This window comes from Paraburkholderia sp. Ac-20336, from assembly GCF_017105025.1.
GTDB lineage: Bacteria > Pseudomonadota > Gammaproteobacteria > Burkholderiales > Burkholderiaceae > Paraburkholderia.
In genome coordinates this window covers 1-21,877 of the sequence record NZ_JAAGPS010000119.1, presented here as the reverse complement: position 1 = coordinate 21,877, position 21,877 = coordinate 1, and the positions used below count along the sequence as shown (strand labels likewise).

The following is a 21,877-nucleotide window of genomic DNA, read 5'->3' as shown; positions in this document are numbered from 1 at the left end:
CGCTCCCGCTTCGCGCCGTCCGCGGCGCTCTTGCGACCGCCTTCCGGCGCGGCGCCGAACACCGGCCACACCAGCGCCGACAGCAGCGCGCCGATCACGCCGAAACCGATCCACCCGGCCGTCGCGCCATACCGGCCCGCGATGCTCACGAACAAGCCCGTGCCGACGATACCGACGCCCGGCCCCGTATAAATCACCCCGCTCCACGCATGCGCGCCGAGTTCGGCGAGCCGCCGCAAGCCCCACTGCGACGCGAACACGAAGGTCCACGCGCTGACCGCCCCGGCGACGAAGCGCACCACGGCCCATACCCAGAACTGGCTCGTGACGCCCATCGCGAGTGTCAGCACAACCGTCGCGACGAGCCCTACGCGCACCATGCGCGCCGGGTCGGTACGCAGCGCCGCGCACATCACCGCGCCGGCGAAATAGCCCGCGTAGTTGAACGAGGCGAGCCAGCCGCCGTGCTGGATGTCGATCTGCGGCTGGCCGAGCGCGGCGCCGTGCAGCATCAGCGGCAGCAGTGGCGTGAAGGCGAAGCGGCCGATACCGAGCGCGACGGCCAGCGTCACCATGCAGGCAAGCGCCGCGCGCCGGGCGGCGTGGGGTTCGTGGAAGCGCATAGATGTGTGGGAGGCGAGAGCGTTCATGGTCGGCGGTCGAACAGCAGTGAGGTGATCCCTATGTGAATCCATCTTAGCTTGACCAGACGATCTCTAAAAATGAATAATTAGGATATCAACCATCACCCGGAGAGAATCATGGATCTGGCCGCCCTGACCATTTTTCGCGCCGTCGTGCGGGAAAACGGCGTGACGCGCGCCGCCGCCAAGCTCAACCGCGTGCAATCGAACGTGACGACGCGCATCAAGCAGCTCGAAGAGCAACTCGGCACCGAACTGTTCATCCGCGACGGCCGCCGCCTCGTGCTGACACCGGCCGGCGAAACGCTGCTGCCCTACGCGGAGCGCCTGCTCGCGCTCGCCGACGAAGCGCGCCACGCGGTGCGCGAGGACCGGCCGAGCGGGCGTCTGCGGCTCGGCACGATGGAAAGCGTCGCGGCGACGCGTCTGCCGGGCCTGCTCGCGCAATATCACCAGCAGTGGCCCGCCGTCGAGCTGGAACTGGAGACGGGCACGACCGGCAAGCTGATCGAGCGGGTGCGCGAGTTCGAGGTCGATGCCGCGCTCGTGGCGACGCCGCTCGATCCGGCCGCGCTCGGCGAGTTGTTCGAGAGCGTGCCGGTTTTTCGCGAAGAACTCGTGATGCTGACGCCGCGCGGACATCGGCCGATTCGCGAAGTACGCGACGTCGCGCTCTCGACGCTGATCGCGTTCGAGCGCGGCTGCGCCTATCGGTCGTATATCGAAAAATGGTATCTGGAGCACGACGTGCGGCCCGCGCGCGTGCTCGAACTCGGCTCGTATCACGCGATCGTCGCGTGCGTGGCGGCCGGCGCCGGCGTCGCGGTCGCGCCGCGCTCGGTGCTCGACCTGCAGGCCGACGCGAGCAATATCGCGGTACACGCGCTACCCGACATCGGGATGATCGAAACGCTGCTCGTCTGGAGACGCGGCCATTTTTCGTCCGCGCTCAATGCGCTGCGGCGCACGCTGGTGGCGCCGCAGGAGAATGCGGTAGCCGGGGATATGCCGCAGCGTGTAGATGCGGCGGTCGCGATCGATGCGGGTGCTGCGTGATGGGTGGGGGTTTGCGTTTGCCGAGGGTCTGCTGCCGGTCGTCTGCTGCGGGTCTGCTGTGAAGCTCGTCATGGCCTCGCTCGCGTACGGAGAAAACGAAAGGGCCACGCGGCAAACCGCGTGGCCCTTTCTCTCGTCAACCAGACCAATCCGGAACGAGTCCGGATTCAAGCCTTAACAAGTCAAGCCGCAATCACAGCTGAGCTTCGACCCAAGCCTTGACGCCCGCAAGCGCCGCCGGCAGGTTGGCCGGCTCGGTACCGCCGGCCTGAGCCATATCGGGACGGCCGCCGCCCTTGCCGCCGACTTGCTGCGCAACGAAGTTGACCAGTTCGCCGGCCTTGACCTTCTTGCTCGCGTCGGGGGTCACGCCGGCGATCAGGCTCACCTTGCCGCCCTCCACCGCAGCCAGCACGATGGCCGCGCTCTTGAGCTTGTCCTTGAGCTTGTCGACCGTTTCGCGCAACGTCTTGACGTCCGCGCCATCGAGCGTTGCCGCCAGCACATGCACGCCGCCCACCTCGATCGCCTGGCCCGCGAGTTCGTCGCCCTGGCTCGACGCCATCTTCGACTTCAGCGCGCCCAGCTCCTTTTCGAGCGCCTTCACCTGATCCTGCACCTGGCCGATGCGCTGCGTGAGTTCCGCCGGCTGCGCCTTCAGCACCGCCGCCGCCGCGTTGATGCGCGCTTCGAGGTCTTGCACGTAACGCACCGCGTTGTCGCCGGTGATCGCTTCGACACGGCGGATACCTGCCGCGACGCCGCCTTCCATCACGATCTTGAAGAAGCCGATGTCGCCCGAGCGGCTCACGTGCGTGCCGCCGCACAGCTCACGCGAGAAGCCGAGGTCGAGCACGCGCACTTCGTCGCCGTACTTTTCGCCGAACAGCGCCATCGCGCCGCCCTTCACCGCTTCGTCGTACGACATCAAACGCACGATGCCGGGCGCGTTCGCGAGCACTTCGGCATTGACGATTTCCTCGACGCGACGAATCTGCTCGTCCGTCATCGGCGCGTTGTGCGCGAAGTCGAAGCGGGTCTTGTCGGCGTCGACGAGCGAGCCCTTCTGCTGCACGTGCGAACCGAGCACTTCGCGCAGCGCCTTGTGCATCAGGTGCGTGGCCGAGTGGTTGCGTGCCGTGCGGGCGCGGCGCACCGCGTCGATTTCCGCCTTGACGACGTCGCCGACCTTCAGCGTGCCCTGTTCGAGCGTGCCGTGATGGCCGACCACGTCGGCCTGCACCTTCAGCGTATCGGCAACGGCAAAGCGCGTGCTGGCGTTGGCGAGCACGCCCTGGTCGCCGACCTGGCCGCCCGACTCCGCGTAGAACGGCGTGTGATCGAGCACGACGACGGCCTGCTGGCCGTCCTGCACCTGCTGCACCGATGCGCCGTCGACGTAGAGCGCCACGACCTTCGCGTCGTCGAAGACGATTTCTTCGTAGCCGTGGAACGTGGTCTTCGCGCCCGAGTATTCGAGGCCCTGCGCCATCTTGAACTTGCCGGCCGCGCGTGCCTGCTCGCGCTGGCGTGCCATCGCTTCGTCGAAGGCCGGTTCGTCGACCGTCACTTCGCGTTCGCGGCAGACGTCCGCGGTCAGGTCGAGCGGGAAGCCGTAGGTGTCGTGCAGCTTGAAGGCGAGTTCGCCGTCGAGCGTCTTGCCGCCCTTCGCCGTGAGTTCAGCCAGAGCGGCTTCGAGAATCGACATGCCGTGCTCGATCGTCTCGAAGAAGCGCTCCTCTTCCTGGCGCAGCACGTCGGTCACGCGCTGCTCGGCGTCCTTCAGTTCCGGATAAGCCGCGCCCATTTGCGCGACGAGGTCCGCCACCATGCGATGGAAGAACGAACCCTTTTTGCCGAGCTTGTAGCCGTGGCGGATCGCGCGGCGCACGATACGGCGCAGCACGTAGCCGCGGCCTTCGTTGCCCGGAATCACGCCGTCGACGATCAGGAACGAGCACGCGCGGATGTGGTCCGCGATCACCTTCAGCGAGTTGTTCGTGAGGTCGCTCACGCCGGTTTCGCGGCCCGCGGCCTGAATCAGCGCCTGGAACAGGTCGATCTCGTAGTTGCTGTGCACGTGCTGCAGCACCGCGGCGATACGTTCGAGGCCCATGCCGGTATCGACGCATTGCTTGGGCAGCGGCGTCATGTTGCCCTGCGCATCGCGGCTGAACTGCATGAACACGAGGTTCCAGATCTCGATGTAGCGGTCGCCGTCTTCCTCGGGCGACCCCGGCGGGCCGCCCCACACGTCCGGACCATGGTCGTAGAAGATTTCCGAGCACGGGCCGCACGGGCCGACATCCGCCATCTGCCAGAAGTTGTCCGACGCGTAGCGCGCGCCCTTGTTGTCGCCGATGCGGATGATGCGCTCGACCGGCACGCCCACTTCCTTCGCCCAGATGTCGTGCGCTTCGTCGTCTTCCTGGTAGACGGTAACCCAGAGCTTCTCTTTCGGCAGCTTGTAGACTTCGGTCAGCAGTTCCCACGCGTAGTGGATCGCGTCGCGCTTGAAGTAGTCGCCGAACGAGAAGTTGCCGAGCATCTCGAAGAACGTGTGGTGGCGCGCGGTATAGCCGACGTTTTCGAGGTCGTTGTGCTTGCCGCCCGCGCGCACGCTGCGCTGCGCGGTCGTGGCACGCGAATACGGACGCGACTCCGCGCCGAGGAACACATCTTTGAACTGCACCATCCCCGAATTGGTGAAGAGCAGTGTCGGGTCGTTGCCGGGCACGAGGCTCGACGAACGGACGATCGTGTGGCCCTTCGATTCGAAGAACTTGAGGAATTTCTCGCGGATTTCAGCGGCTTTCATAGCGTGCGGGGGACGGGTCCTGACGGTTCCTGACTGAGACTGGCTGCATCGCGGGATGCGCCAACTGTCTGTTTCTTAAACGACTGATTATACGGGATCGGCGCGCGTGCGCGGCAGCGCGCCCGGTGCCGTCGGCCATCCGGCCAGGGCGAAGCGGGCTCGGCGTGACAGCCGCGCGGCGTGTCCCATCGTCCGAGCGGCACTATGACGTTCGGACGACTGCGCCCGCGCACGGGAATCGCTTAAGATGGCCCATCCATCGAAACGCACACGAAACCTCGCTTGGCACCGCTAAAAAATCAGGAGACATGCAGAAATATGGGCGCTCTCAGTCATATCCGCGTGCTGGATCTCACCCGCGTGCTCGCCGGCCCGTGGTGCGCGCAGACACTCGCCGATTTCGGCGCCGACGTCATCAAGATCGAACGTCCCGAGGTGGGCGACGACACGCGCCACTGGGGCCCGCCCTATCTGAAAACGCCCGAAGGCGCGGACACGCGCGAAGCCGCCTACTATCTCGCGGCGAACCGCAACAAGCGCTCGGTCACGGTCGATATCGCCTCGCCCGAGGGCCAGCGCATCGTCCGCGAGCTGGCCGCGCAAAGCGACGTGGTGCTCGAAAACTACAAGGTCGGCCAGCTGAAGAAGTACGGGCTCGACTACGAATCGCTCAAGGCGGTGAAGCCCGACCTCGTCTACTGCTCGGTCACGGGCTTCGGGCAGACCGGGCCGTATGCGCAGCGTGCCGGCTACGACTTCATCGTGCAGGGCATCGGCGGCTTCATGAGCATTACCGGCGAGCGCGACGGCCAGCCGGGCGGCGGCCCGCAGAAAGCCGGCGTCGCGATCGCCGACCTCATGACCGGCATGTATTCGACGATCGCCGTGCTGACCGCGCTCACGCACCGCGATCGCACGGGCGAGGGCCAATACATCGACATGGCGCTGCTCGACGTGCAGGTCGCGATGCTCGCCAACATGAACTCGAACTACCTCGCGAGCGGCCAGCCGCCCCTGCGCTGGGGCAATGCGCATCCGAACATCGTGCCCTACCAGACCTTCCAGACGAGCGACGGCTGGATCATCGTCGCGGTCGGCAACGACGGGCAGTTCCGCAAGTTCGTCGAGGCGGGCGGGCAGCCGGAACTCGCCGACGACGAGCGCTTCGCGACCAATCCGGCGCGGGTGCGCAACCGCGACGTACTCGTGCCGATCCTCGCGGACATGGTGCGCCTGCAAGGCAAGCAGCAATGGATCGGCGCGCTCGAAGCGGCGGGCGTGCCGTGCGGGCCGATCAACGACCTCGGCGAGGTGTTCGAGAACGAGCAGGTGGTGGCGCGCGGCCTGCGGGTCGATCTGCCGCATCCGTCGGGCGGCACGGTCAAGCTCGTGCGCAATCCGATCAATATGACGGGCACGCCGCCCGAGGCGCTGAGCCATCCGCCGCTGCTCGGCGAACATACCGAGCACGTCTTGCGCGACGTGCTCGGGTATGACGCGGCGCGGATCGAGGCGTTGAGAGGGAAATCGGTGATTTGACGGAAAAGGCTGCGGGCCGCGCCGGCCTCACGGATGTCCCGCCCCAGATTCTGGCTCAGCCATCGGTGCCATTAAGCCCGCATTAAGCCCGAACTCCGCGCGACGGGGCCAGCGAAGCCAGCCAGCTGCGCCCTTCGTCCCAATCGCCGAGGCCGCTGTCCGCGTTGATATGGCCGCGCGCGCCGAGGTCGATCCAGCGGCTGCCCCATGCGCTCGCGCAGGCCTGCGAAAACGGCACGCCGCCATACGGATCGTCGCTGCTCGCGACGACGATGCTCGCGAACGGCAGCCGCGCGAGCGGCACCGGCGCAAAGCCGGTCGCGTCCTGCGGAAAATGCGGCCCGGTGGGATCGGGCAGCGCGACCAGCAATGCGCCCGCCACCTTCGCGAGCTGCGCCGCGCTCGCGTACTGCGTGGCCCAGAACACCGCCGTCAGGCAGCCGAGGCTATGGGCGGCGAACACGACCGGCGCGTCGGCGGCGGCCACCGCGGCGTCGAGCGTGCGGCACCATGCGTCGCGCGAAGGATGCGCCCAGTCCGGCATTCGCACGCGCACGAACGCGGGATCGAGCGCTTCCCAGCGCGTTTGCCAATGACCGGCGCCGGAATTCAGATACCCCGGCAGCACGAGTGTGTTCAGTTTATGTCCGCTCATCGCGCTTCCCTGCGCCCCGTGTTTGGTATGTCCATGGCAACTCCGTGACGAATACGACAAAGCCGCCGCGCGTCCGTCAACGGCCACGCCCGTTGCAGCCCATTCGGTCGAACCGCCTACCGTATCACCCGCGCGACCCCGACGCCGCGCGGATCGCTCGCGGGCTCGGGCGTCGTGCCGTCGACCCGGATCATCTGCACGTCGCCGTCGAACGACTGCTGCTCGACCGTATAGCCGAGCGCTTTCAACTGCGCCGCCAGATCGTCCGGCGCCGGATGATACGGCTCGAAATAGATCGTCTTCGGCGGCAGCAACTGGTGATGAAACCGCATGGCCGCAAGCGCGTCGGCCGGCGTCATGCCGAAGTCGTACAGGTTCGTCATCACCTGGAAGAGCGTCGTGAGAATGCGCGAGCCGCCGGGCGTGCCGATCGCGAGCGCGATCTTGCCGTCCTTCAGCAGCAGCGTCGGCGTCATCGAGGCAATCGGGCGGCGTCCCGGCGCGATCGTGTCGAGCTCCGCCCCGGCGGCGCGCGACGTCGAGGCCGCGCCATCCGCGCTGGCCGGCTTGGTGACGAAGTCGTCCATCGCATCGTTGAGCAGGAAGCCGCCGCCGTCCACGACGACGCCCGAGCCGAAATCGCCGTTCAGCGTGTAGGTGTTCGAGACGGCATTGCCCCATTTGTCGACCACCGAGAAATGCGTGGTCTGCGCCTTCTCCGCCGCGCCGTCGCCAAGGCCGGGCGTGACCGGCGCGCCCGGCACCGCGTCGGGTTTGACTTCGCTCGCGCGTTGCGCGAGGTACGCGTCGTCGATCAATCTCGCGGCCGGTACCGGCGCGGCGTCCGGGTCGCCGATGTAGCGCTGCCGGTCGGCGAACACGCGGTCCTCGATCTGCGCGACCAGGTGGATGTACGGCGCCGAATTCAGCGCGAGGCCGTCGAACGCGGGCGCCAGCGCGGCGCGCATCTTCAGCATCTGGATCAGCCCGATGCCGCCCGAGCCCGGCGGCGGCGCGGTAATCACGCGGTAGCCGTTCCAGTCGGCGGCGAGCGGTTCGCGCCATAGCGCCTTGTACTGCAGCAGGTCCTGTTTCGTGACGAGGCCGTGCCCGTACATCTGCTGCGCGATCAGCTCCACGGTGCGGCCTTCGTAGAATTCGCGGCCGCCGTCGCTCGCGATGCGCGAGAGCGTCTGCGCGAGCTCCGGCTGACGCAGCGTCGCGCCTGCCTTCAGGTTCGCGAAATAGGCGTCGAAGTTGGTCCGGCCGGCGAAACTTTTCGCGGCTGCATCGCGGCGCTGCTGCAAGCGCCGATCGACCTGAAAGCCATCGGTCGCGTAGTGGATCGCGGGCGCGAGCACCTGCTTCCATTTGAGCTTGCCGAAACGGCGCTGCGCTTCCCACATGCCGTCGACGGTGCCTGGCACCGCCACCGCGCGATAGCCGACCGTGCTCATGCCGGGCTGGACGTTGCCCTTGTCGTCGAGATACATGTCGCGGGTCGCCTGCTGCGGCGCGCGCTCGCGATAGTCGAGGAAATACGGCTTGCCGTCGACGAACAGCGTCATGAACCCGCCGCCGCCGAGGTTGCCCGCATCGGGCCGCGTCACGGCAAGCGTGAAGGCGATCGCGACGGCGGCATCGACCGCGTTGCCGCCCGCGGCGAAAATCTGCTGCGCGGCATCGGCGCTGTAGCTGTCGGGCACGGCCACCGCCGCCGCGTCGAGCGCGGGCTTCGGCGGCGGTGACGTTTTCGCCGCGGCGGGCAGCGGTGCGACGAGACTGCCGGCACAGGCGGCGAACCACGCCGCGGCGAGCGTGCCGCGGGTGCGGGAAGAACAACGGGCGCGCGCGAAAGCGCGGGCGAAAGGCGCGCGGGACGCGCCGTGCGTCAGGACAGGCATCCGAGAAAAACTCCGGCAACGAGGCGAGCATGGTGCACGAACGGCAGCGGTTCGCGCAAGGCGGCGGCTATGGGAGAAGCCGATACGGGACGGCCGATACAACGTAACCGATAGGGTAACCGATGCGGCCGGCACCCAAGCCTGCCGTACCGGCCAAGCCTGCGCGCGGACGATGAACCACGGGCCCGGCAAGCCCGCCGCGCCGCACGATCCTAAGCCGCCCTCGCCAGGCCGGCCAACCCGATTTACCTCCTGTTACAGCGCCGCTTTCGCCGCCCCGCGGCGCCGCTTACCGCCCCTGCCTCGCGCCAAACGCGCCCGAGCGTGGGCCGCGCGCCGCATCGGCCTGTCGCGAGCGGGCTCGTCAGGTAGAATCAGAGGCTTGGCGGGCGCATTGCGCGGCCCCACGGACTCTCACCTTTTCGCATGAATACCGAACGCAAAGACGCCGACCGCAACGACGCGCCAACGGCCTCCAATTTCATCCGCAACATCATCGACGACGACAACCGCAGCGGCAAATGGGCCCAGCGCGTCGAAACGCGCTTCCCGCCCGAGCCGAACGGCTATCTGCACATCGGTCACGCGAAGAGCATCTGCCTGAATTTCGGCGTCGCGCGCAGCTACGGCGGCGTGTGCCATCTGCGCTTCGACGACACCAATCCGGAAAAGGAAAGCGTCGAGTACGTCGAGTCGATCGTCGACTCGGTGCGCTGGCTCGGCTTCGAGTGGCAAAAAGACCGCACGGAGCATCTGTACTACGCGAGCGACTACTACGACAAGCTGTACGAATATGCTGAGTTGCTGATCCAGCGCGGCAAGGCCTACGTCGACAGCCAGTCGGCCGAGGAAATCCGCGCGAACCGCGGTTCGGCCACCGAAGTCGGCACGCCGTCGCGGTTCCGCGAGCGCCCGGTCGAGGAGAACCTCGACCTGTTCCGCCGCATGAAGGCGGGCGAGTTCAAGGAAGGCGAGCACGTGCTGCGCGCGAAGATCGACATGAGCTCGCCGAACTTCAACATGCGCGACCCGGTCATCTACCGCATCCGTTTCGCGCATCACTACCGCACCGGCGACGCCTGGTGCGTGTACCCGATGTACGACTACACGCACTGCATCTCGGACGCGCTCGAAAACATCACGCATTCGCTGTGCACGCTCGAGTTCGAAGACCATCGGCCGCTCTACGACTGGATTCTCAACGAACTCGCCGAAGCCGGTATCTTCAGGCGTCCGCTGCCGCAGCAAATCGAGTTTTCGCGCCTGAACCTGACCTACGCGATCACGAGCAAACGCAAGCTGCTGCAACTCGTCAACGAAGGTCACGTGGACGGCTGGGACGACCCGCGCATGCCGACGATCGTCGGCGTGCGGCGGCGCGGCTTCACGCCCGAGTCGATCCAGCTGTTCTGCGAACGCATCGGCGTGACCAAGGTCGACTCGTGGATCGACATGAGCGTGTTCGAAGGCGCGCTGCGCGACGACCTCGACGCGAAGGCGCCGCGCACCGTCGCCGTGCTCGATCCGGTCAAGCTCATCATCGACAACTTCCCCGAGAATCTCACCGAGCCGTGCAGCGCGCCCGTGCATCCGCATCACCCGGAACACGGCGTGCGCGAGTTTCCGATTTCGCGCGAACTGTGGATCGAGCGCGATGACTTCACGGAGACGCCGCCGAAGGGCTACTTCCGCCTGTTCCCGGGCAACAGGGTGCGCCTGCGCTACGGCTACGTGATCGAATGCACGCACGCGGACAAGGACGAGCACGGCAACATCGTCGCGGTGCACTGCAACTACTTCCCGGACAGCAAATCGGGCACCGAAGGCGCGAACAACTACAAGGTCAAGGGCAACATCCACTGGGTCAGCGCGGCAGCGGCCTGCCCGGCCGAAGTGCGCATCTACGACCGGCTCTTCAAGGAGCCGCAACCGGACGCGGGCGGGCGCGACTTCCTCGAAGCGCTGAACCCGGACTCGAAGCGCGTCGTGCAGGCCTACCTCGAAACGGGCGCGCGCCATGCCTTGCCGGAACAGCGCTACCAGTTCGAGCGCCACGGCTATTTCGTCGCCGACCGCGTCGATTCGCAGCCGGGTAAGCCCGTCTTCAACCGTATCGTCAGTCTGCGCGACAGTTGGGGCAAGCCGGCGTAAGCTGGTGTTAAGCTTGAGCGTCGCGTTCGCGGCATCACAGGCATAACGGACGCTCCGGACTTAAGCGGGTCTTAAGCGCGCCTGCCCGAGCATGTCGACGTCGGCTCGATGCGCCAGGCTGCATGCGGCGTGCATCCCTGTCCACGGGATGCACGCCTTTTCGTTGCATGATGGTTGCATGATGTTCGATCGACACTCACTGCACGCTCGCCCGAACGTGCCGGTCCGGGAGATCCGATGAAAATTGCAGCCCGCCGCGAGGCAGGTCCTGGGAAGACGGTTCCAATCACACACCGCCCGCGCTTCACGCGCGGCGCGCTCGCGGCACTGGCCGCATGCACGGCGCTCGCATTCGGCGGTCCGGCCCACGCGGACGAACTCACCGGCACGCTGAAAAAAATCCACGACGACGGCGTGGTCCTGCTGGGCGTGCGCGAAGCCTCGATTCCGTTCTCGTATTTCGACGGCAAGCACACGGTCGGCTACTCGCAGACGATCGCGCTGCAGATCGTCGACGAAATCAGGAAGACGCTCGGCATGCCGCAACTGCGGGTTCACGAAGTCACCGTGACCTCGGCGAACCGCACGCCGATGCTGATGAACAACCAGATCGATCTCGAATGCGGCTCGACCACGCATACGATCGAGCGCGAAAACGTCGCCGCCTTCTCGAACAGCTTCTTCCAGTACGCGGTACGCATGATCGCGCGCAGGAACAGCGGCATCAGCGATTTCGCGGACCTGGCCGCGAAGCCGGTCGTGACGACGGCGGGCACGTCCGACGAGCGTCTGCTGCGCAGCCTCAATACCGACAAGCAGTTGAACATGCGCATCGTGAGCGCGCGCGATCATCAGGAAGCGTTCACCGCGCTCAAGGAAGGTCGCGTGGCGGCTTTCGTGATGGACGAGCCGATCCTGTACGGCTTCAAGGCGGCCGATCCGCATCCCGGCGATTTCATCGTGACGGGCACGCCGCTCGGCTACGAAGTCTACGCGTGCATGTTCCGCAAAGGCGACGAGCCGTTCCGCAATCTCGTGAACCGCGTCATCGCGCGCACGCAGACCTCGGGCGACGCGGAACGTCTGTACAGGCAGTGGTTCACCCAGCCGATTCCGCCGCTTGGCATCAACATCAATTTCCCGCTCTCGGACGCGAACCGCGCGCTGTTCGCGCATCCGAACGACCGCGCGCTCGATTAGGGCCGGGTTCAGACCGGGCGCGCGGGTCATCCGTCGCGCATAGGCGGCTCATAGCGAGCGATGCAGCTCCGCGAGCGACAGCGTCGTCTCGAACAGACGCGTGAGGCTGCGGCTCGCATAGCGCGGGATTTCCTCGATCGACGCCCAGCGATACGCATCCATTTCGGGGATCAGCGTACCGTCCGAGCGGCGCGGAAACATCGACGTGCAGATGCAGGCGCTCAGATCGAATTCGCCGGCGCTCGCGCGCGCGGCGAACAGATGCAGGTCCTTGTCGCGCCGATAGACGAACAGGCCCAAATCCTTCAGGCGTTCGGGCCCGAGCGCGATGCCGGTCTCCTCGACCATCTCGCGCAACGCCGTGACGTCGGGCGATTCGCCTTCCTCGCCGTGTCCTTTCGGGATGTCCCAGTGCGACGTTTCGGTGGCATGCGCGAGCAGCACGCGGCCGTGCGGGTCGAGCAGCACGATTCCGCACGACACGATGCGCGGGCTCACCGCCGCACCCCGGCCACCCCGCTGCCTGCCTGCTCAGCGCCATGACGCGCCGCGACCGCACGGCGCCGCGCCACCGTCATCTCGCGCATGCTCAGCGCTTCTGCAGTTTCCAGGCGCCACCTTCCTTGCAGAAGTTCGGACGCAGATTCATCGATTGCCCCTTCGCATTGAGCGCGACGACAAGGCTGCGGCAGGTGCGCCCGCCGTCGGTCGAGGTGCTGTCCACCGTGATGTTCGCGTCGATCTTCACGCTGTTGCCGGTGCCCTCGTTGACCCACGTGAGGCTCTCGCCGTCCTTCTTCTCGTCGAGCGCGCTGACGACCGCGTGCTTGATCGAGTCGACGTCGCGCTGCTTCATGTAGGTGATCGGCGTATCGTTCAGAAAACCGAGGTTCGCCGCTTGCGCGCCGACGGCGGCGCCGAGCAGCAGGCTCGCGGCACTCAGTTGGAACAACACACGGGTTCGCATCGACATAACGGGTTCTCCTCGAAAGTATGTGTGGCGCTCACGCGCGCGGCGGCTTTTGATCCTGACCTCAAAAGCATAGCATGCACGCCTCGGGAGACTGCGTGGCGATCACCGTGGCTGCGCGGACGCCAGAAAGCAAAAAGCGCGGTCGACATGACCGGGCTCGGCGCCTGATTGACGGGTACGGCAGGAGGGGCTCGGTAGCCTCACGGTGTTTCATGTTGCTCCCTTCGAATCTGACAAAAGGCTAAATGCGCGGCTTGCGCGCGCGTTCAATGGCTTTGGTATCCCATCGGCCCACGCGTATCGCATCGAGCAGCATGCCGAGAGTCAACGTGGGCTTACGGGGTAACAGGTTTCCTGGCTTACGCCTGAGCACGAAACTGACGAAAGCCACGACAAGCATCGGAACGAGGAGCAGGGCAAGAAGCGCATTGCCTTCGGGGCCGAAGTAACGATGAAGGGGGAAGTTTTCCATGCCCGCGACATTGAACCGGTCAAAGAACTTCTGCATGAACTCAACTGCATCGTCACGGTCGATGCCCAGATCGTCATTGATGCTTGTCGACAGCGTGAGCGTGATTGCCTTGCCCCACCAGGGCGCGCCAACCTCTTCACGCGTGAAGGCAAGGAGCGCATCCCATTGTGGATCATTGGCCAAGCCTGTCCTCCGGTTTAACTAACGCGTTATAGCGCTTTACTGTGCGGTACATGATGAGCGTGGCGTCATAGCCCATAAATACAAGGTCCGCTACTGGAATAGCACGGCCAATCCACGCGCCAAGGCTTCTTGTATAGCGAATTCTCCTGGTAACTCAAGTGAACACTGTCAAACCAGGAACCCGCTTCGGGAAGCGTTTCCTGATTACGCTACGAAAGAAAATAGACATGACAGAAGTACCTTCCGTTGCTGTTTTCATCTTTCCCGGGACAGGCACGTCATTCAGGCTCAAAAACCAGGTCGCAACAGCAGCCAGGTCTGCGAAGCCTAATTGAATTTTCGTCTGGTCCATCGCGACCAAAATGAACAGTGAGCCGGGGGAAAGATTGCGGTACTCATTGAACTGATCAACGTTTGCACTCGTTGCGCGGCTCTTATCGTGACGTATTCTTTTTGACGTCGAACAGCGCCGTTATCGTGCCACCGTTAGCGACGTGAGCGAACCACCGGAAAACGTGCCGCATGTGCCGCTCACCGATGAGGACTATTTCACCCTGCTCGATGGGCAGGCACATGGGAAACGCATGGGAAACGCATGATGGTTGATCAGAACGGCAAGCTCTCGCTTGCCGATTTGCTGTGATGAGGCGCGCGATGCTCGTCGCGCGATACTCTACCGATATTCATCAATCTCGACCGTGCCACCCATCGCTTCCATCATCGTGCGGATATCATCGGGTACATCGGGCACGCGGTCGCCACTTTCATTGACCCAGTAACAGAAAAATCTAACTTTCGCCCTGATGTTTTCAATGTGCACCTTCATGTCGTGCCGTGGCAATCCCAAGCGTTGAACCAGATAGCGAAGATGCGGTTCCAGCTTGTCACTATCGACGGCCTTTTCGCTTTTGATTGACCAAATACCCGTTCGTCGCTTCAAATCGCGGTTTTGTCCGGTCGGGTCACGGAGCGGTTCGCCCTTCATTGCGGCTTTATCTGGTGTTACGCCGAAATACTGTGTCCACCATTCAGGTACGACATAATCCCCTGTTATGGTAAAACTCGCCGATGCAAGCCGTTCTTTTGTCATACATATCTCTCAATTGTTGTAGGCATGGAAATTATCAACATATTCGCCGTTAAAATACACATCGCCGTTTTTCTCAAATTCGAGGTCGTCCTTTGGACTAAAACCATTATCGTCCTTGAATCTATGAATCATGTCCCGGAATGTTGAACTATCGTAGCCGAACATTTTCCTGGCGTACTTTTCATTCGTCGTTCCGGCTACTTGTTCAGCATCGCCGCTGGGCGCGTCCGGTGTGTATTCGAACGACTGCGCACGGCCGAGGTTCTGCGGCGGGGTTCGTGAGCGTCCGCGACAATCTCACGTCCATGCGATGCCCAGGGCTTCGGCCATCTCGTAACCGGTTGGCAGCGAGCGCAGCCGGTCAAACGGAAAGAACTCGCCGGTCTCGACGTTATAAGCCCGTGCCGATGGCATCGGCGGGAAGTTGGAAAAGATCGAATAGATAATGCGACAACCCAGACACTCTTTCTGGTCCAACCGATCCGCCCCACCGTTTTCCTGTTTCATTTGCTCCATTTTCAGGACTGGTTGAAAACGTTCACCGTAAGCGCGCGGGCCGGTCGCGCGCTATCAGATAACTCCGAATTTGCCCGCTGAAGGGCTAACCCCTGATGCAGAACATGCAAAGGCAAACCAACGTGTACAACGATGGCCGCGCGCCGATCCGCGTCATCATGGACAGCGACAACGTAAACGACTCGACGCTCGAACGGGGCGAAGAACGCGAGATCGAAACCCGCGACACTGCCCCCGCTCTTGCGCAATGAATTGGGCGTGCTGTCACTCAGTAGGGGGCGACTCTATCTTGACCTTCAGCATGGGCTTCAATGCCGGATGATAGACCGACAGCACGGTCAACGCTGCCGCCCCTAGCCGCCGGGCAACATCGTCCGTCAGTTCATGATTGACGTCTGCCAGCGGCCAATCTGCTCTCAGGGCACGGTTCAGAAACGGCGCAAGGTCCGCATCATTCAATGAGCACACGGTGAGCTTGTCCTGCTCTTCATCGAATGACACGACGAACGAGCGCTTCGGGGGTGGGTTGGGCATATCAGTAACCTCGACACTGATCCTCGCTTGCCGATTTGCTGTGATGAGGCGCGCGATGCTTTATCGATATTCATCAATCTCGATGGTCCCGCCGAGGGCTTCCATCATCGTGCGGATGTCATCGGGTACGTCAGGCACACGGTCGCCGGACTCATTGACCCAATAGCAGAAAAACCGCATTTTCGCGCCCGCGCGTTCAATACACGCCTTCAAGTCCTGTCGAGGTAGCGCCAATCGTTGAACCAGATAGCGAAGATGCGGCGCGAGTTGATCGCTGCGAACCGCACTTTCGCTCTGTACTGCCCAATAACCGAACGTCGCAGGCCGGGTGCTGAGCTTCCCTGATGGATACCGATAGCGTTCGCCCTTTGTCCTGGTTCGATTCGGTGTCACGCCAAAATACCGCGTCCACCATTCCGGCACGACATGATCGCCACCTATCGTGAAACTTGCCGATGCAAGACGTTCGATTGTCATACTCGTCCCTCAGTCGCCGTAGTCGTGAAAGCATGTGGGTTTGTAGCGAACACCCGTTACTCAGTAGGGGGCTTGGGCTGTGTCCAGTCCATTGGCTGCCTGGTCGTAATTTGGAGGCGGGGCCGCAATTCCAGGTAGCACCTTGCGCGGGGTTTGTGTGCCCTCGGCGTACTGCACGTGCGGGCCATCGCCGAGGTTCCGGGCTCAAATTGTGAATCATGATCCAGCGGCGATGATGGAGCCGATCAACTCCGAGCCCCCTTCAATATCCTCGTTACCGACGAAACGGGACACATCGACGCGGCCATCGGCGAATACGTCTATTTCGATGCGCTGTCCGACGACAGTAACCCTTACCTGAACCGTGTCGGGGCGATAGCGCGCAAGGGTATAGCTGATCTTGGCTTCATCAAGCCGCGCGAGCAGATCGAACAGTGGGTGATTCATCAGTGACTCCTATTTCTTGAAGCGGCTGTCGTTGAGCAGTTTCAACGCTTTGCGCGCGGCCTTTACGCCAACGCGCGCGTCTCCTTGTATATCGTTAAGGCTTGAATTCAGGTATTGGCTAGGAAATTCTCGCAGGATAGATCCCCTGCATTCGGCGGATATGATGTCACAAGCATACATGCTGCCCCGGTCGCTTGCCGCTAGCTCCCACACGTCGTCGCTCATCACGTCCGACGTGTATTCGAACGACTGTGCATCGCCAAGATTCTGTGGCTTGCGCGGGCTGTTGCCGTAGGGAGACCCTAGCACATCCGCACCGGCTGGCAGTTGCGCGCGCCTGCGTCCGCGACAATTGCACGTCCATGCGATGCCCAGGGCTTTAGCCATTTCGTAACCGTTTGGCAGCGAGCGCATTCGGTCAAACGGAAAGAACTCGCCGGTCTCGACGTTATAAGCCCGTGCCGATGGCATCGGCGGGAAGTTGGAAAAGATCGAATAGATAATGCGACAACCCAGGCACTCTTCCTCGTCCAACAAATCCGCCCAACTGTTTTTCTGTTTCATTTGCTCCATTTTCAGGCACCTGGCATCAGTCAGGGACCCCGCTATGCAGCGGGTTCCCTGTGCCGGTGAGCACCACCCCGCGCCGATCAAGCAGGCCTTCGCAAGCCTGCTCAACAAACTCCCTCACTTTCAAGGCCGGTAACCCCTTAGAGCGCGTTCCGCAATGCCGCCAGGTCGTCGCGCGCGATGGCAGCGACGTAAGCGACCGACGCGGCGATGCTTTTCGTCTTCTCGCTGGCCGTCGAACTCACGACCGCGTTAGCGATGACCTCGATTGAAGCGCACAGGCGGCGGGCCTTCTTCACCATACGTCGCGCGTGCCGCCGTTCCTTTTTCGATCCCGTGACATGAACCCTATGTATTGATGAAGGGTCAATGTGCGCCGCGCGCGCCGCAATCAGACAACTCCGAATCTTCGCCCGCCGAGGGCTAACCCCTGATGGAGAACATGCAAAGGCAAACCAACGTGTACAACGATGGCCGCGCGCCGATCCACCTCATCGTCGACGGCGACACCATCAACGATTCGCGACTTGAACCGGGCGAAGAACGTGAACTTGAAGCGTCGACGCCCGGCATCATCGAACTTCGCGAACCCGGCGAAGACGATAACGCGGGCGTCGATGCCTGATCAGTCAGGCGGCGGATCGTTGTCTTCCCGCTTGCCGCTATGCTTTGCCGCCCATCGCCTGAACAGGCTTACGGTTTCCGAGTGACGATGCGGGTTCACTTCCCATAGCTGTATCACGTCGCCGCGCCGGAAAGCGAACCGCCCCCGCGTTGAACAGGGTGCAGCGTAAATATCCCGGTATCGACTGTCGCTCAGTGCAGTGCCACAATCTCCGGCGTTCCCCTTGGGACGGAGTGAACAATGGAGTCAAAAATCAAACGCTTCGCGACATCCGGTACCGAGCGGGCAAAGATGTTTTTCTCTTGGCTAGGGCGAATGGGCGACCCCGTTTCAAAGTGGGGCCCAACTATCATGCTGCTGATCGGCGGGCTGTGGGCCTACTATCTGTTCGCCGTATCAGGCGCGTCGGATTGGACCATCAACCTCAATATCTCGACCGAGGTGATTCCGTACCACGACAACTTAGCGTTGCTGGTCGTCCATGTCCGCTCAAGAAATCCTCGTAATAGCAAGGTATCCCTCAATCCGCCAAATGATGCGTTCAAGCTAATGATCAAGGAACTGCCTAAGGGTGCGGACAAAGGCAGCATTATCGATCCCAACGACAACGTCGATCCGAAGGGCTTTTCGATGACGGTCAATTTGTTGCCAAAGGACGGCTATGATTTTGACCCGGGAGCAGATTTCGAGGATGCAACGGCCGTCGTACTCCCTATCGGAACCAAGGTTTGGCTAACGACCGAGCTCGACTATCGCGGCGACTTCGTATCGACGAGCAACATTGCCGTAGTCGAGCCGCAAGCGAGCGAAGCCAAAGCGGCGCATTGACCGGCAATGCCTACATGACGCCGACACAAAATCCAGAAAGCAAAAAGCCCGGCTATCGAAACCGGGCTAAATGCTTGATTTTACTGGTACGGCAGGAGGGGCTCGAACCCCCGACCCTCGGCTTAGAAGGCCGATGCTCTATCCAGCTGAGCTACTGCCGTAGTGATTGATCTCTGCGTGAAACCCGCGCCCGCATGGGTGCCGCCGGTTCCCTATCAAGCGAAATTCTAACCGAGCGGGCAAAAGACCGCGAATTCCGCTCCGCCTGCGCCACGCGATTCCGCGCCGTCGACATTGAACGAAGCACTGCCCGCCGCCCGCGCAGGGCCCGGATTATAACCGATCGCCCCGCGCCGCCATTACACCGGCTGCGGATGCAGCATGAACCAGCCGAGGAACAGAACCCCTGCGATCGCGCAGTACGCGCCGAACGACGCAAGACGCCCGCGGCCCTCGAAGTAGCTCATCAGGAAACGCACGCTCAGATACGCGGCGATCGCGGTCAGCACGCCGCCGAGCAGCGCGTCCGCGAGTTGGCTCGGCGCATGGAACAGCTTCGGCAATTCGAGCACGCCGGCCGCGAAAATGATCGGCGTGCCGAGCAGGAACGAGAACTCGGCGGCCTTTTCGGCAGTGAGGCCGGCCGCGTTGCCGGCGATCATCGTGAGACCGCTGCGCGAGAAGCCCGGAATCAGCGCGCCGATCTGCGCAAGACCGACGAAAAACGCCTGGCGGAACGTCAGCTTCTCCGGCGTCTGCAGCGCGCGCGCGCGCTGCAGACGATCGCCGAACCACAGCAGCACGCCATTGACGATCAGCGCGATCGCGACGATCCGCAAATCATGAAAAATCCGCTCGAGCCGTTTTTCGAGCAGCAGTCCGACGAGACCCGCCGGAATCGTGCCGATGATGAGCGCCCACATCATGTGGCCGTCGTCGTTGCTGCGGCCACCGAGCGAGGCGAAGAAGCCGCGCACGAGCGAGCACCAGCGCTTGCGGAAATACCACAGCAGCGCAAAGGCCGTGCCGAGATGGAGCGCCACGAGGAACGGCAACAATTGCGGTGCATGCTTGTCGATATGCATGCCGAACAGCGCGGGCACGAGCAGCGTGTGGCCGAGGCTGCTCACCGGAAACAGTTCGGTGACGCCTTGCAGCACGCTCAGAAAGATCAGAAACGACAGGTTCACGCGGCGGTCCTTGTAAGGAAAATGTCGGGGAACGGCGCGCCGCACAAAAAATAACACCGGCGCATCAAAAGCGCACCGATTATGCCTGGCTGCCAGGTCAGCGCCAAGCGTTCAGGCCACATTCGAGGAAATATTGGCGCGCTGCGTCACAACTCGAAACCGTTGTTACGCCGCGGCAAGGTCGCGGGCTATGTACCGGGACACGTCGATGCGGGCGCGATACTGCGTGGGTGATGCTACGCGTTGCGGATGACAGCGTTCGGTCAGCGAGGACGCGTTTCGATCGAACTTGCGCAAACCGCGCGCGAGCGGGCGGCTTCGAGCCGCAACTCTTCCGGGCAGCCGATCCGCCGCGGGCGTCGATCGGAACCGAACGGGCGCGCCGAATCAGCGGCCGAGCGAGTGGAAGAAGTAGTAGGTGCTTGCCGTGAACATGCCGAACAAGGCCACGCCCATTGCCATCGCGAGATCCATAAAGCCTCCTGAGCCGATCGCGCCCCGGAAGTCGAATCTACAGGGCGATTTGACGATTATCGGCAAGGTTTACGCTTTTCCGACACCCGCAATTTCCCGGGAAGGGTTTCCCCGTAGCGCAAAGCAGCGCAAAATCGCTGTCTCGCCCGTGCGACTTTCAACCTTATCGAGCCACTCATTGACCATGCCTCTCTCCCCGGAACAGGACATTCTCGAGATCGCCCAGGACACCTCGGTGCTCCGTTTTTCGCCGCAAGCCGGCGGCCGTCTGCTGTCGTGGACGATCGACGGCGAAGAGGTGATCCACTGGCCCGAGCACGCCGACTGGAGCGTGCCCGCGCGGATTCGCGGCGGCAATCCGCTACTCTTTCCGTTCCTCGGCCGGCATCGCGTCGACGGCAAGATCGGCTACTGGCGCGATGCGCAAGGCACGGTGCGCGAGCTGCCGATGCACGGCTTCGCGCGCGACCTGCCGTTCGAGGCGCACGCCGACGTGCATGGCGCGGGCCTGCGCATGGTCCTCGAGGACAGCGAGGCGACCCGCGGCTTCTACCCGTTCGGCTTCCGTTTCGAAGCGGCCTACAGTCTCGCCGACGCGCGCACGCTCGACGTGACGCTCACCACCACCAATACCGGCAAGACGCGCCTGCCCTACTACGCCGGCCATCATTTCTACTTCACGCTGCCGCACACGCAGCGCGGCGCGACCACGATCGAGCTGCCGCCCACCGTGCGGCATCGCCAGCTCGAGGACGGCTCGATCAGCGCCGCCGAACCGGGCGAGCCGCGCTACACGCTCGACGAAGCACGCATCCACGACCGCTTCCACTGTCTGAGCGGCACGCCCGATCAGACAGTGCGGCTCGTCGCGCCGGGCCTCGAGCGCGTCATCACGATCGATCTGCGGCGGCCGGGCTCGGTGCCCTGGTACTGTGTGACGACGTGGACCGAGACGCCGCAGTCGGATTTCTACTGCGTCGAGCCGTGGCTCGGGTTGCCCGACGCGATCCATAACGGCATGGGCCTGCGCTGGCTCGAAGCGGGTCAAACCGAAACGGCGGCGCTGCGTATTCACGTCGAGAAAACGCGCTGAGAATGTGGCGTTTCACGACCCGTCGAGGTAACGATGCAGCACCGCCCGCAACGTTACGCGGCGGTGGTACCCACACTGCCATTTGGCGTGCCGCACGGCAAAACCGTTAGAATCAGACGCTTTGTCTCCTCTGCCGCGTGATCGGGATCGGCGCGCGGCAGCGCTTTGCGAGGTCCAATGCTGGAAACAACAAGAATCAAACGACTCGCCTGTGCGTCGTTGCTGGCGCTGCTCGCCGCGTGCGGGTCCGCGCCGGTCGGGCCGGGCTACTACCGGGTCGAACGGGGCGATACGCTGTCGAAAATCGCGCGCAGCAACCGGCAGTCGGTGCAGAGCATCGCCCGCTGGAACAACCTGACCAATCCCGACAGCATCGAGGTCGGCCAGGTGCTGCGCGTCGCGCCGCCCGGTGGCGCGGCGTCGACGAGCGGCGCGGTA

25 protein-coding genes and 1 tRNA gene are annotated in these 21,877 nt (G+C 63.5%); 9 read left to right on the top strand and 17 right to left on the bottom strand.

Annotation, left to right across the window (positions count from 1 at the left end; all coding sequences use genetic code 11):
* A partial coding sequence (locus GXB81_RS24965; protein ID WP_205990601.1) for a YbfB/YjiJ family MFS transporter occupies nt 1-650 on the bottom strand: 650 nt, incomplete at its 3' end.
* Nucleotides 651-761: 111 nt separating this feature from the next.
* On the opposite strand from GXB81_RS24965, the gene GXB81_RS24960 reads away from it, so the two are divergent.
* Nucleotides 762-1,700: a LysR family transcriptional regulator gene (locus GXB81_RS24960; RefSeq protein ID WP_167043156.1), complete on the top strand. Its 939-nt coding sequence runs from the start codon at nt 762-764 to the stop codon at nt 1,698-1,700.
* A gap of 193 nt (nt 1,701-1,893) precedes the next feature.
* On the opposite strand, the gene alaS is transcribed toward GXB81_RS24960, so the two are convergent.
* Nucleotides 1,894-4,518: an alanine--tRNA ligase gene (gene alaS / locus GXB81_RS24955; RefSeq protein ID WP_167043154.1), complete on the bottom strand. Its 2,625-nt coding sequence runs from the start codon at nt 4,516-4,518 to the stop codon at nt 1,894-1,896.
* A gap of 318 nt (nt 4,519-4,836) precedes the next feature.
* Between alaS and GXB81_RS24950 the strand changes: the two genes are divergently transcribed.
* On the top strand, nt 4,837-6,057 hold the full coding sequence (locus tag GXB81_RS24950; protein ID WP_167043152.1) for a CaiB/BaiF CoA-transferase family protein: 1,221 nt from the start codon (nt 4,837-4,839) through the stop codon (nt 6,055-6,057).
* Between the two features lie 82 nt (nt 6,058-6,139).
* Here the strand turns inward: GXB81_RS24950 and GXB81_RS24945 are convergent, their stop codons facing one another.
* Nucleotides 6,140-6,712 carry an alpha/beta hydrolase gene (locus GXB81_RS24945; protein WP_167043150.1) on the bottom strand — a complete coding sequence of 191 codons (573 nt, stop codon included), beginning with the start codon at nt 6,710-6,712 and terminating at the stop codon, nt 6,140-6,142.
* A 116-nt stretch (nt 6,713-6,828) separates the two neighbouring features.
* Entirely contained in the window at nt 6,829-8,616 is a 1,788-nt protein-coding gene (gene ggt / locus GXB81_RS24940; protein ID WP_205990600.1) for a gamma-glutamyltransferase, read from the bottom strand.
* A gap of 426 nt (nt 8,617-9,042) precedes the next feature.
* Between ggt and GXB81_RS24935 the strand changes: the two genes are divergently transcribed.
* Together GXB81_RS24935 and GXB81_RS24930 are read left to right on the top strand one after the other, a co-directional pair.
* Nucleotides 9,043-10,767, top strand: a complete 1,725-nt coding sequence (locus tag GXB81_RS24935; protein WP_205990599.1) for a glutamine--tRNA ligase/YqeY domain fusion protein — start codon at nt 9,043-9,045, stop codon at nt 10,765-10,767.
* 237 nt (nt 10,768-11,004) lie between these two features.
* Complete coding sequence (locus GXB81_RS24930; RefSeq protein WP_167043144.1) at nt 11,005-11,967, top strand: transporter substrate-binding domain-containing protein; 963 nt, start codon at nt 11,005-11,007, stop codon at nt 11,965-11,967.
* 48 nt (nt 11,968-12,015) lie between these two features.
* On the opposite strand, the gene GXB81_RS24925 is transcribed toward GXB81_RS24930, so the two are convergent.
* The 5 genes from GXB81_RS24925 to GXB81_RS24905 form a co-directional block, all read right to left on the bottom strand.
* The gene (locus GXB81_RS24925) at nt 12,016-12,465 is read right to left on the bottom strand and encodes an NUDIX hydrolase (RefSeq protein WP_167043142.1); all 450 of its coding nucleotides are present in this window, start codon (nt 12,463-12,465) and stop codon (nt 12,016-12,018) included.
* A gap of 91 nt (nt 12,466-12,556) precedes the next feature.
* Entirely contained in the window at nt 12,557-12,940 is a 384-nt protein-coding gene (locus GXB81_RS24920) for an RT0821/Lpp0805 family surface protein (RefSeq protein WP_167043140.1), read from the bottom strand.
* A gap of 241 nt (nt 12,941-13,181) precedes the next feature.
* Nucleotides 13,182-13,595, bottom strand: a complete 414-nt coding sequence (locus GXB81_RS24915) for a DUF1493 family protein (protein WP_205990598.1) — start codon at nt 13,593-13,595, stop codon at nt 13,182-13,184.
* Between the two features lie 673 nt (nt 13,596-14,268).
* A complete protein-coding gene (locus tag GXB81_RS24910) occupies nt 14,269-14,685 on the bottom strand; it encodes a DUF4279 domain-containing protein (protein WP_167043136.1) in 417 nt (138 codons plus the stop codon).
* 297 nt (nt 14,686-14,982) lie between these two features.
* Entirely contained in the window at nt 14,983-15,192 is a 210-nt protein-coding gene (locus GXB81_RS24905) for a hypothetical protein (RefSeq protein ID WP_205990597.1), read from the bottom strand.
* 113 nt (nt 15,193-15,305) lie between these two features.
* On the opposite strand from GXB81_RS24905, the gene GXB81_RS24900 reads away from it, so the two are divergent.
* The gene (locus tag GXB81_RS24900; RefSeq protein WP_205990596.1) at nt 15,306-15,452 is read left to right on the top strand and encodes a hypothetical protein; all 147 of its coding nucleotides are present in this window, start codon (nt 15,306-15,308) and stop codon (nt 15,450-15,452) included.
* A gap of 13 nt (nt 15,453-15,465) precedes the next feature.
* Here the strand turns inward: GXB81_RS24900 and GXB81_RS24895 are convergent, their stop codons facing one another.
* From GXB81_RS24895 to GXB81_RS24875, 5 genes are all read right to left on the bottom strand, one after another.
* Nucleotides 15,466-15,735, bottom strand: coding sequence for a hypothetical protein (locus GXB81_RS24895; RefSeq protein ID WP_205990595.1), 270 nt, complete (start codon nt 15,733-15,735; stop codon nt 15,466-15,468).
* Between the two features lie 60 nt (nt 15,736-15,795).
* Nucleotides 15,796-16,212 (bottom strand): DUF4279 domain-containing protein, encoded by a 417-nt coding sequence (locus tag GXB81_RS24890; protein ID WP_205990594.1) that lies wholly within the window; start codon nt 16,210-16,212, stop codon nt 15,796-15,798.
* A gap of 216 nt (nt 16,213-16,428) precedes the next feature.
* A complete protein-coding gene (locus GXB81_RS24885) occupies nt 16,429-16,659 on the bottom strand; it encodes a hypothetical protein (RefSeq protein WP_205990593.1) in 231 nt (76 codons plus the stop codon).
* A 9-nt stretch (nt 16,660-16,668) separates the two neighbouring features.
* A complete protein-coding gene (locus GXB81_RS31925) occupies nt 16,669-17,223 on the bottom strand; it encodes a hypothetical protein (RefSeq protein ID WP_205990592.1) in 555 nt (184 codons plus the stop codon).
* Nucleotides 17,224-17,369: 146 nt separating this feature from the next.
* Nucleotides 17,370-17,531, bottom strand: a complete 162-nt coding sequence (locus GXB81_RS24875; protein ID WP_167043125.1) for a hypothetical protein — start codon at nt 17,529-17,531, stop codon at nt 17,370-17,372.
* A gap of 140 nt (nt 17,532-17,671) precedes the next feature.
* On the opposite strand from GXB81_RS24875, the gene GXB81_RS24870 reads away from it, so the two are divergent.
* Nucleotides 17,672-17,854 (top strand): hypothetical protein, encoded by a 183-nt coding sequence (locus tag GXB81_RS24870; RefSeq protein ID WP_167043123.1) that lies wholly within the window; start codon nt 17,672-17,674, stop codon nt 17,852-17,854.
* A 240-nt stretch (nt 17,855-18,094) separates the two neighbouring features.
* Nucleotides 18,095-18,682 (top strand): hypothetical protein, encoded by a 588-nt coding sequence (locus GXB81_RS24865; RefSeq protein ID WP_167043121.1) that lies wholly within the window; start codon nt 18,095-18,097, stop codon nt 18,680-18,682.
* 84 nt (nt 18,683-18,766) lie between these two features.
* Here GXB81_RS24865 and GXB81_RS24860 read toward each other — a convergent pair.
* The 3 genes from GXB81_RS24860 to GXB81_RS24850 all read right to left on the bottom strand — a co-directional run bounded on the left by GXB81_RS24860 (nt 18,767) and on the right by GXB81_RS24850 (nt 20,412).
* Nucleotides 18,767-18,843: transfer RNA gene (locus GXB81_RS24860), tRNA-Arg, on the bottom strand.
* Nucleotides 18,844-19,041: 198 nt separating this feature from the next.
* Nucleotides 19,042-19,872 carry an undecaprenyl-diphosphate phosphatase gene (locus GXB81_RS24855; protein WP_167043120.1) on the bottom strand — a complete coding sequence of 277 codons (831 nt, stop codon included), beginning with the start codon at nt 19,870-19,872 and terminating at the stop codon, nt 19,042-19,044.
* Between the two features lie 387 nt (nt 19,873-20,259).
* A complete protein-coding gene (locus GXB81_RS24850; protein ID WP_167283532.1) occupies nt 20,260-20,412 on the bottom strand; it encodes a hypothetical protein in 153 nt (50 codons plus the stop codon).
* Between the two features lie 118 nt (nt 20,413-20,530).
* Here GXB81_RS24850 and GXB81_RS24845 point away from each other — a divergent pair, with 118 nt between their 5' ends.
* Both GXB81_RS24845 and GXB81_RS24840 read left to right on the top strand, forming a co-directional pair.
* On the top strand, nt 20,531-21,439 hold the full coding sequence (locus tag GXB81_RS24845; RefSeq protein ID WP_205990591.1) for an aldose epimerase: 909 nt from the start codon (nt 20,531-20,533) through the stop codon (nt 21,437-21,439).
* Nucleotides 21,440-21,616: 177 nt separating this feature from the next.
* On the top strand, nt 21,617-21,877 hold a 261-nt coding region (locus tag GXB81_RS24840; RefSeq protein ID WP_205990590.1), incomplete at its 3' end, for a LysM domain-containing protein.

Bases quoted from the DNA above. Each gene is read 5' to 3' on its own strand.
- GXB81_RS24960 (WP_167043156.1), top strand. From the start codon at position 762: ATGGATCTGGCCGCCCTGACCATTTTTCGCGCCGTCGTGCGGGAAAAC.
- alaS (WP_167043154.1), bottom strand. From the start codon at position 4,518: ATGAAAGCCGCTGAAATCCGCGAGAAATTCCTCAAGTTCTTCGAATCG.
- GXB81_RS24950 (WP_167043152.1), top strand. From the start codon at position 4,837: ATGGGCGCTCTCAGTCATATCCGCGTGCTGGATCTCACCCGCGTGCTC.
- GXB81_RS24945 (WP_167043150.1), bottom strand. From the start codon at position 6,712: ATGAGCGGACATAAACTGAACACACTCGTGCTGCCGGGGTATCTGAAT.
- ggt (WP_205990600.1), bottom strand. From the start codon at position 8,616: ATGCCTGTCCTGACGCACGGCGCGTCCCGCGCGCCTTTCGCCCGCGCT.
- GXB81_RS24935 (WP_205990599.1), top strand. From the start codon at position 9,043: ATGAATACCGAACGCAAAGACGCCGACCGCAACGACGCGCCAACGGCC.
- GXB81_RS24930 (WP_167043144.1), top strand. From the start codon at position 11,005: ATGAAAATTGCAGCCCGCCGCGAGGCAGGTCCTGGGAAGACGGTTCCA.
- GXB81_RS24920 (WP_167043140.1), bottom strand. From the start codon at position 12,940: ATGTCGATGCGAACCCGTGTGTTGTTCCAACTGAGTGCCGCGAGCCTG.
- GXB81_RS24910 (WP_167043136.1), bottom strand. From the start codon at position 14,685: ATGACAAAAGAACGGCTTGCATCGGCGAGTTTTACCATAACAGGGGAT.
- GXB81_RS24905 (WP_205990597.1), bottom strand. From the start codon at position 15,192: ATGAAACAGGAAAACGGTGGGGCGGATCGGTTGGACCAGAAAGAGTGT.
- GXB81_RS24900 (WP_205990596.1), top strand. From the start codon at position 15,306: ATGCAAAGGCAAACCAACGTGTACAACGATGGCCGCGCGCCGATCCGC.
- GXB81_RS24895 (WP_205990595.1), bottom strand. From the start codon at position 15,735: ATGCCCAACCCACCCCCGAAGCGCTCGTTCGTCGTGTCATTCGATGAA.
- GXB81_RS24890 (WP_205990594.1), bottom strand. From the start codon at position 16,212: ATGACAATCGAACGTCTTGCATCGGCAAGTTTCACGATAGGTGGCGAT.
- GXB81_RS24885 (WP_205990593.1), bottom strand. From the start codon at position 16,659: ATGAATCACCCACTGTTCGATCTGCTCGCGCGGCTTGATGAAGCCAAG.
- GXB81_RS31925 (WP_205990592.1), bottom strand. From the start codon at position 17,223: ATGAAACAGAAAAACAGTTGGGCGGATTTGTTGGACGAGGAAGAGTGC.
- GXB81_RS24875 (WP_167043125.1), bottom strand. From the start codon at position 17,531: ATGGTGAAGAAGGCCCGCCGCCTGTGCGCTTCAATCGAGGTCATCGCT.
- GXB81_RS24870 (WP_167043123.1), top strand. From the start codon at position 17,672: ATGCAAAGGCAAACCAACGTGTACAACGATGGCCGCGCGCCGATCCAC.
- GXB81_RS24865 (WP_167043121.1), top strand. From the start codon at position 18,095: ATGGAGTCAAAAATCAAACGCTTCGCGACATCCGGTACCGAGCGGGCA.
- GXB81_RS24845 (WP_205990591.1), top strand. From the start codon at position 20,531: ATGCCTCTCTCCCCGGAACAGGACATTCTCGAGATCGCCCAGGACACC.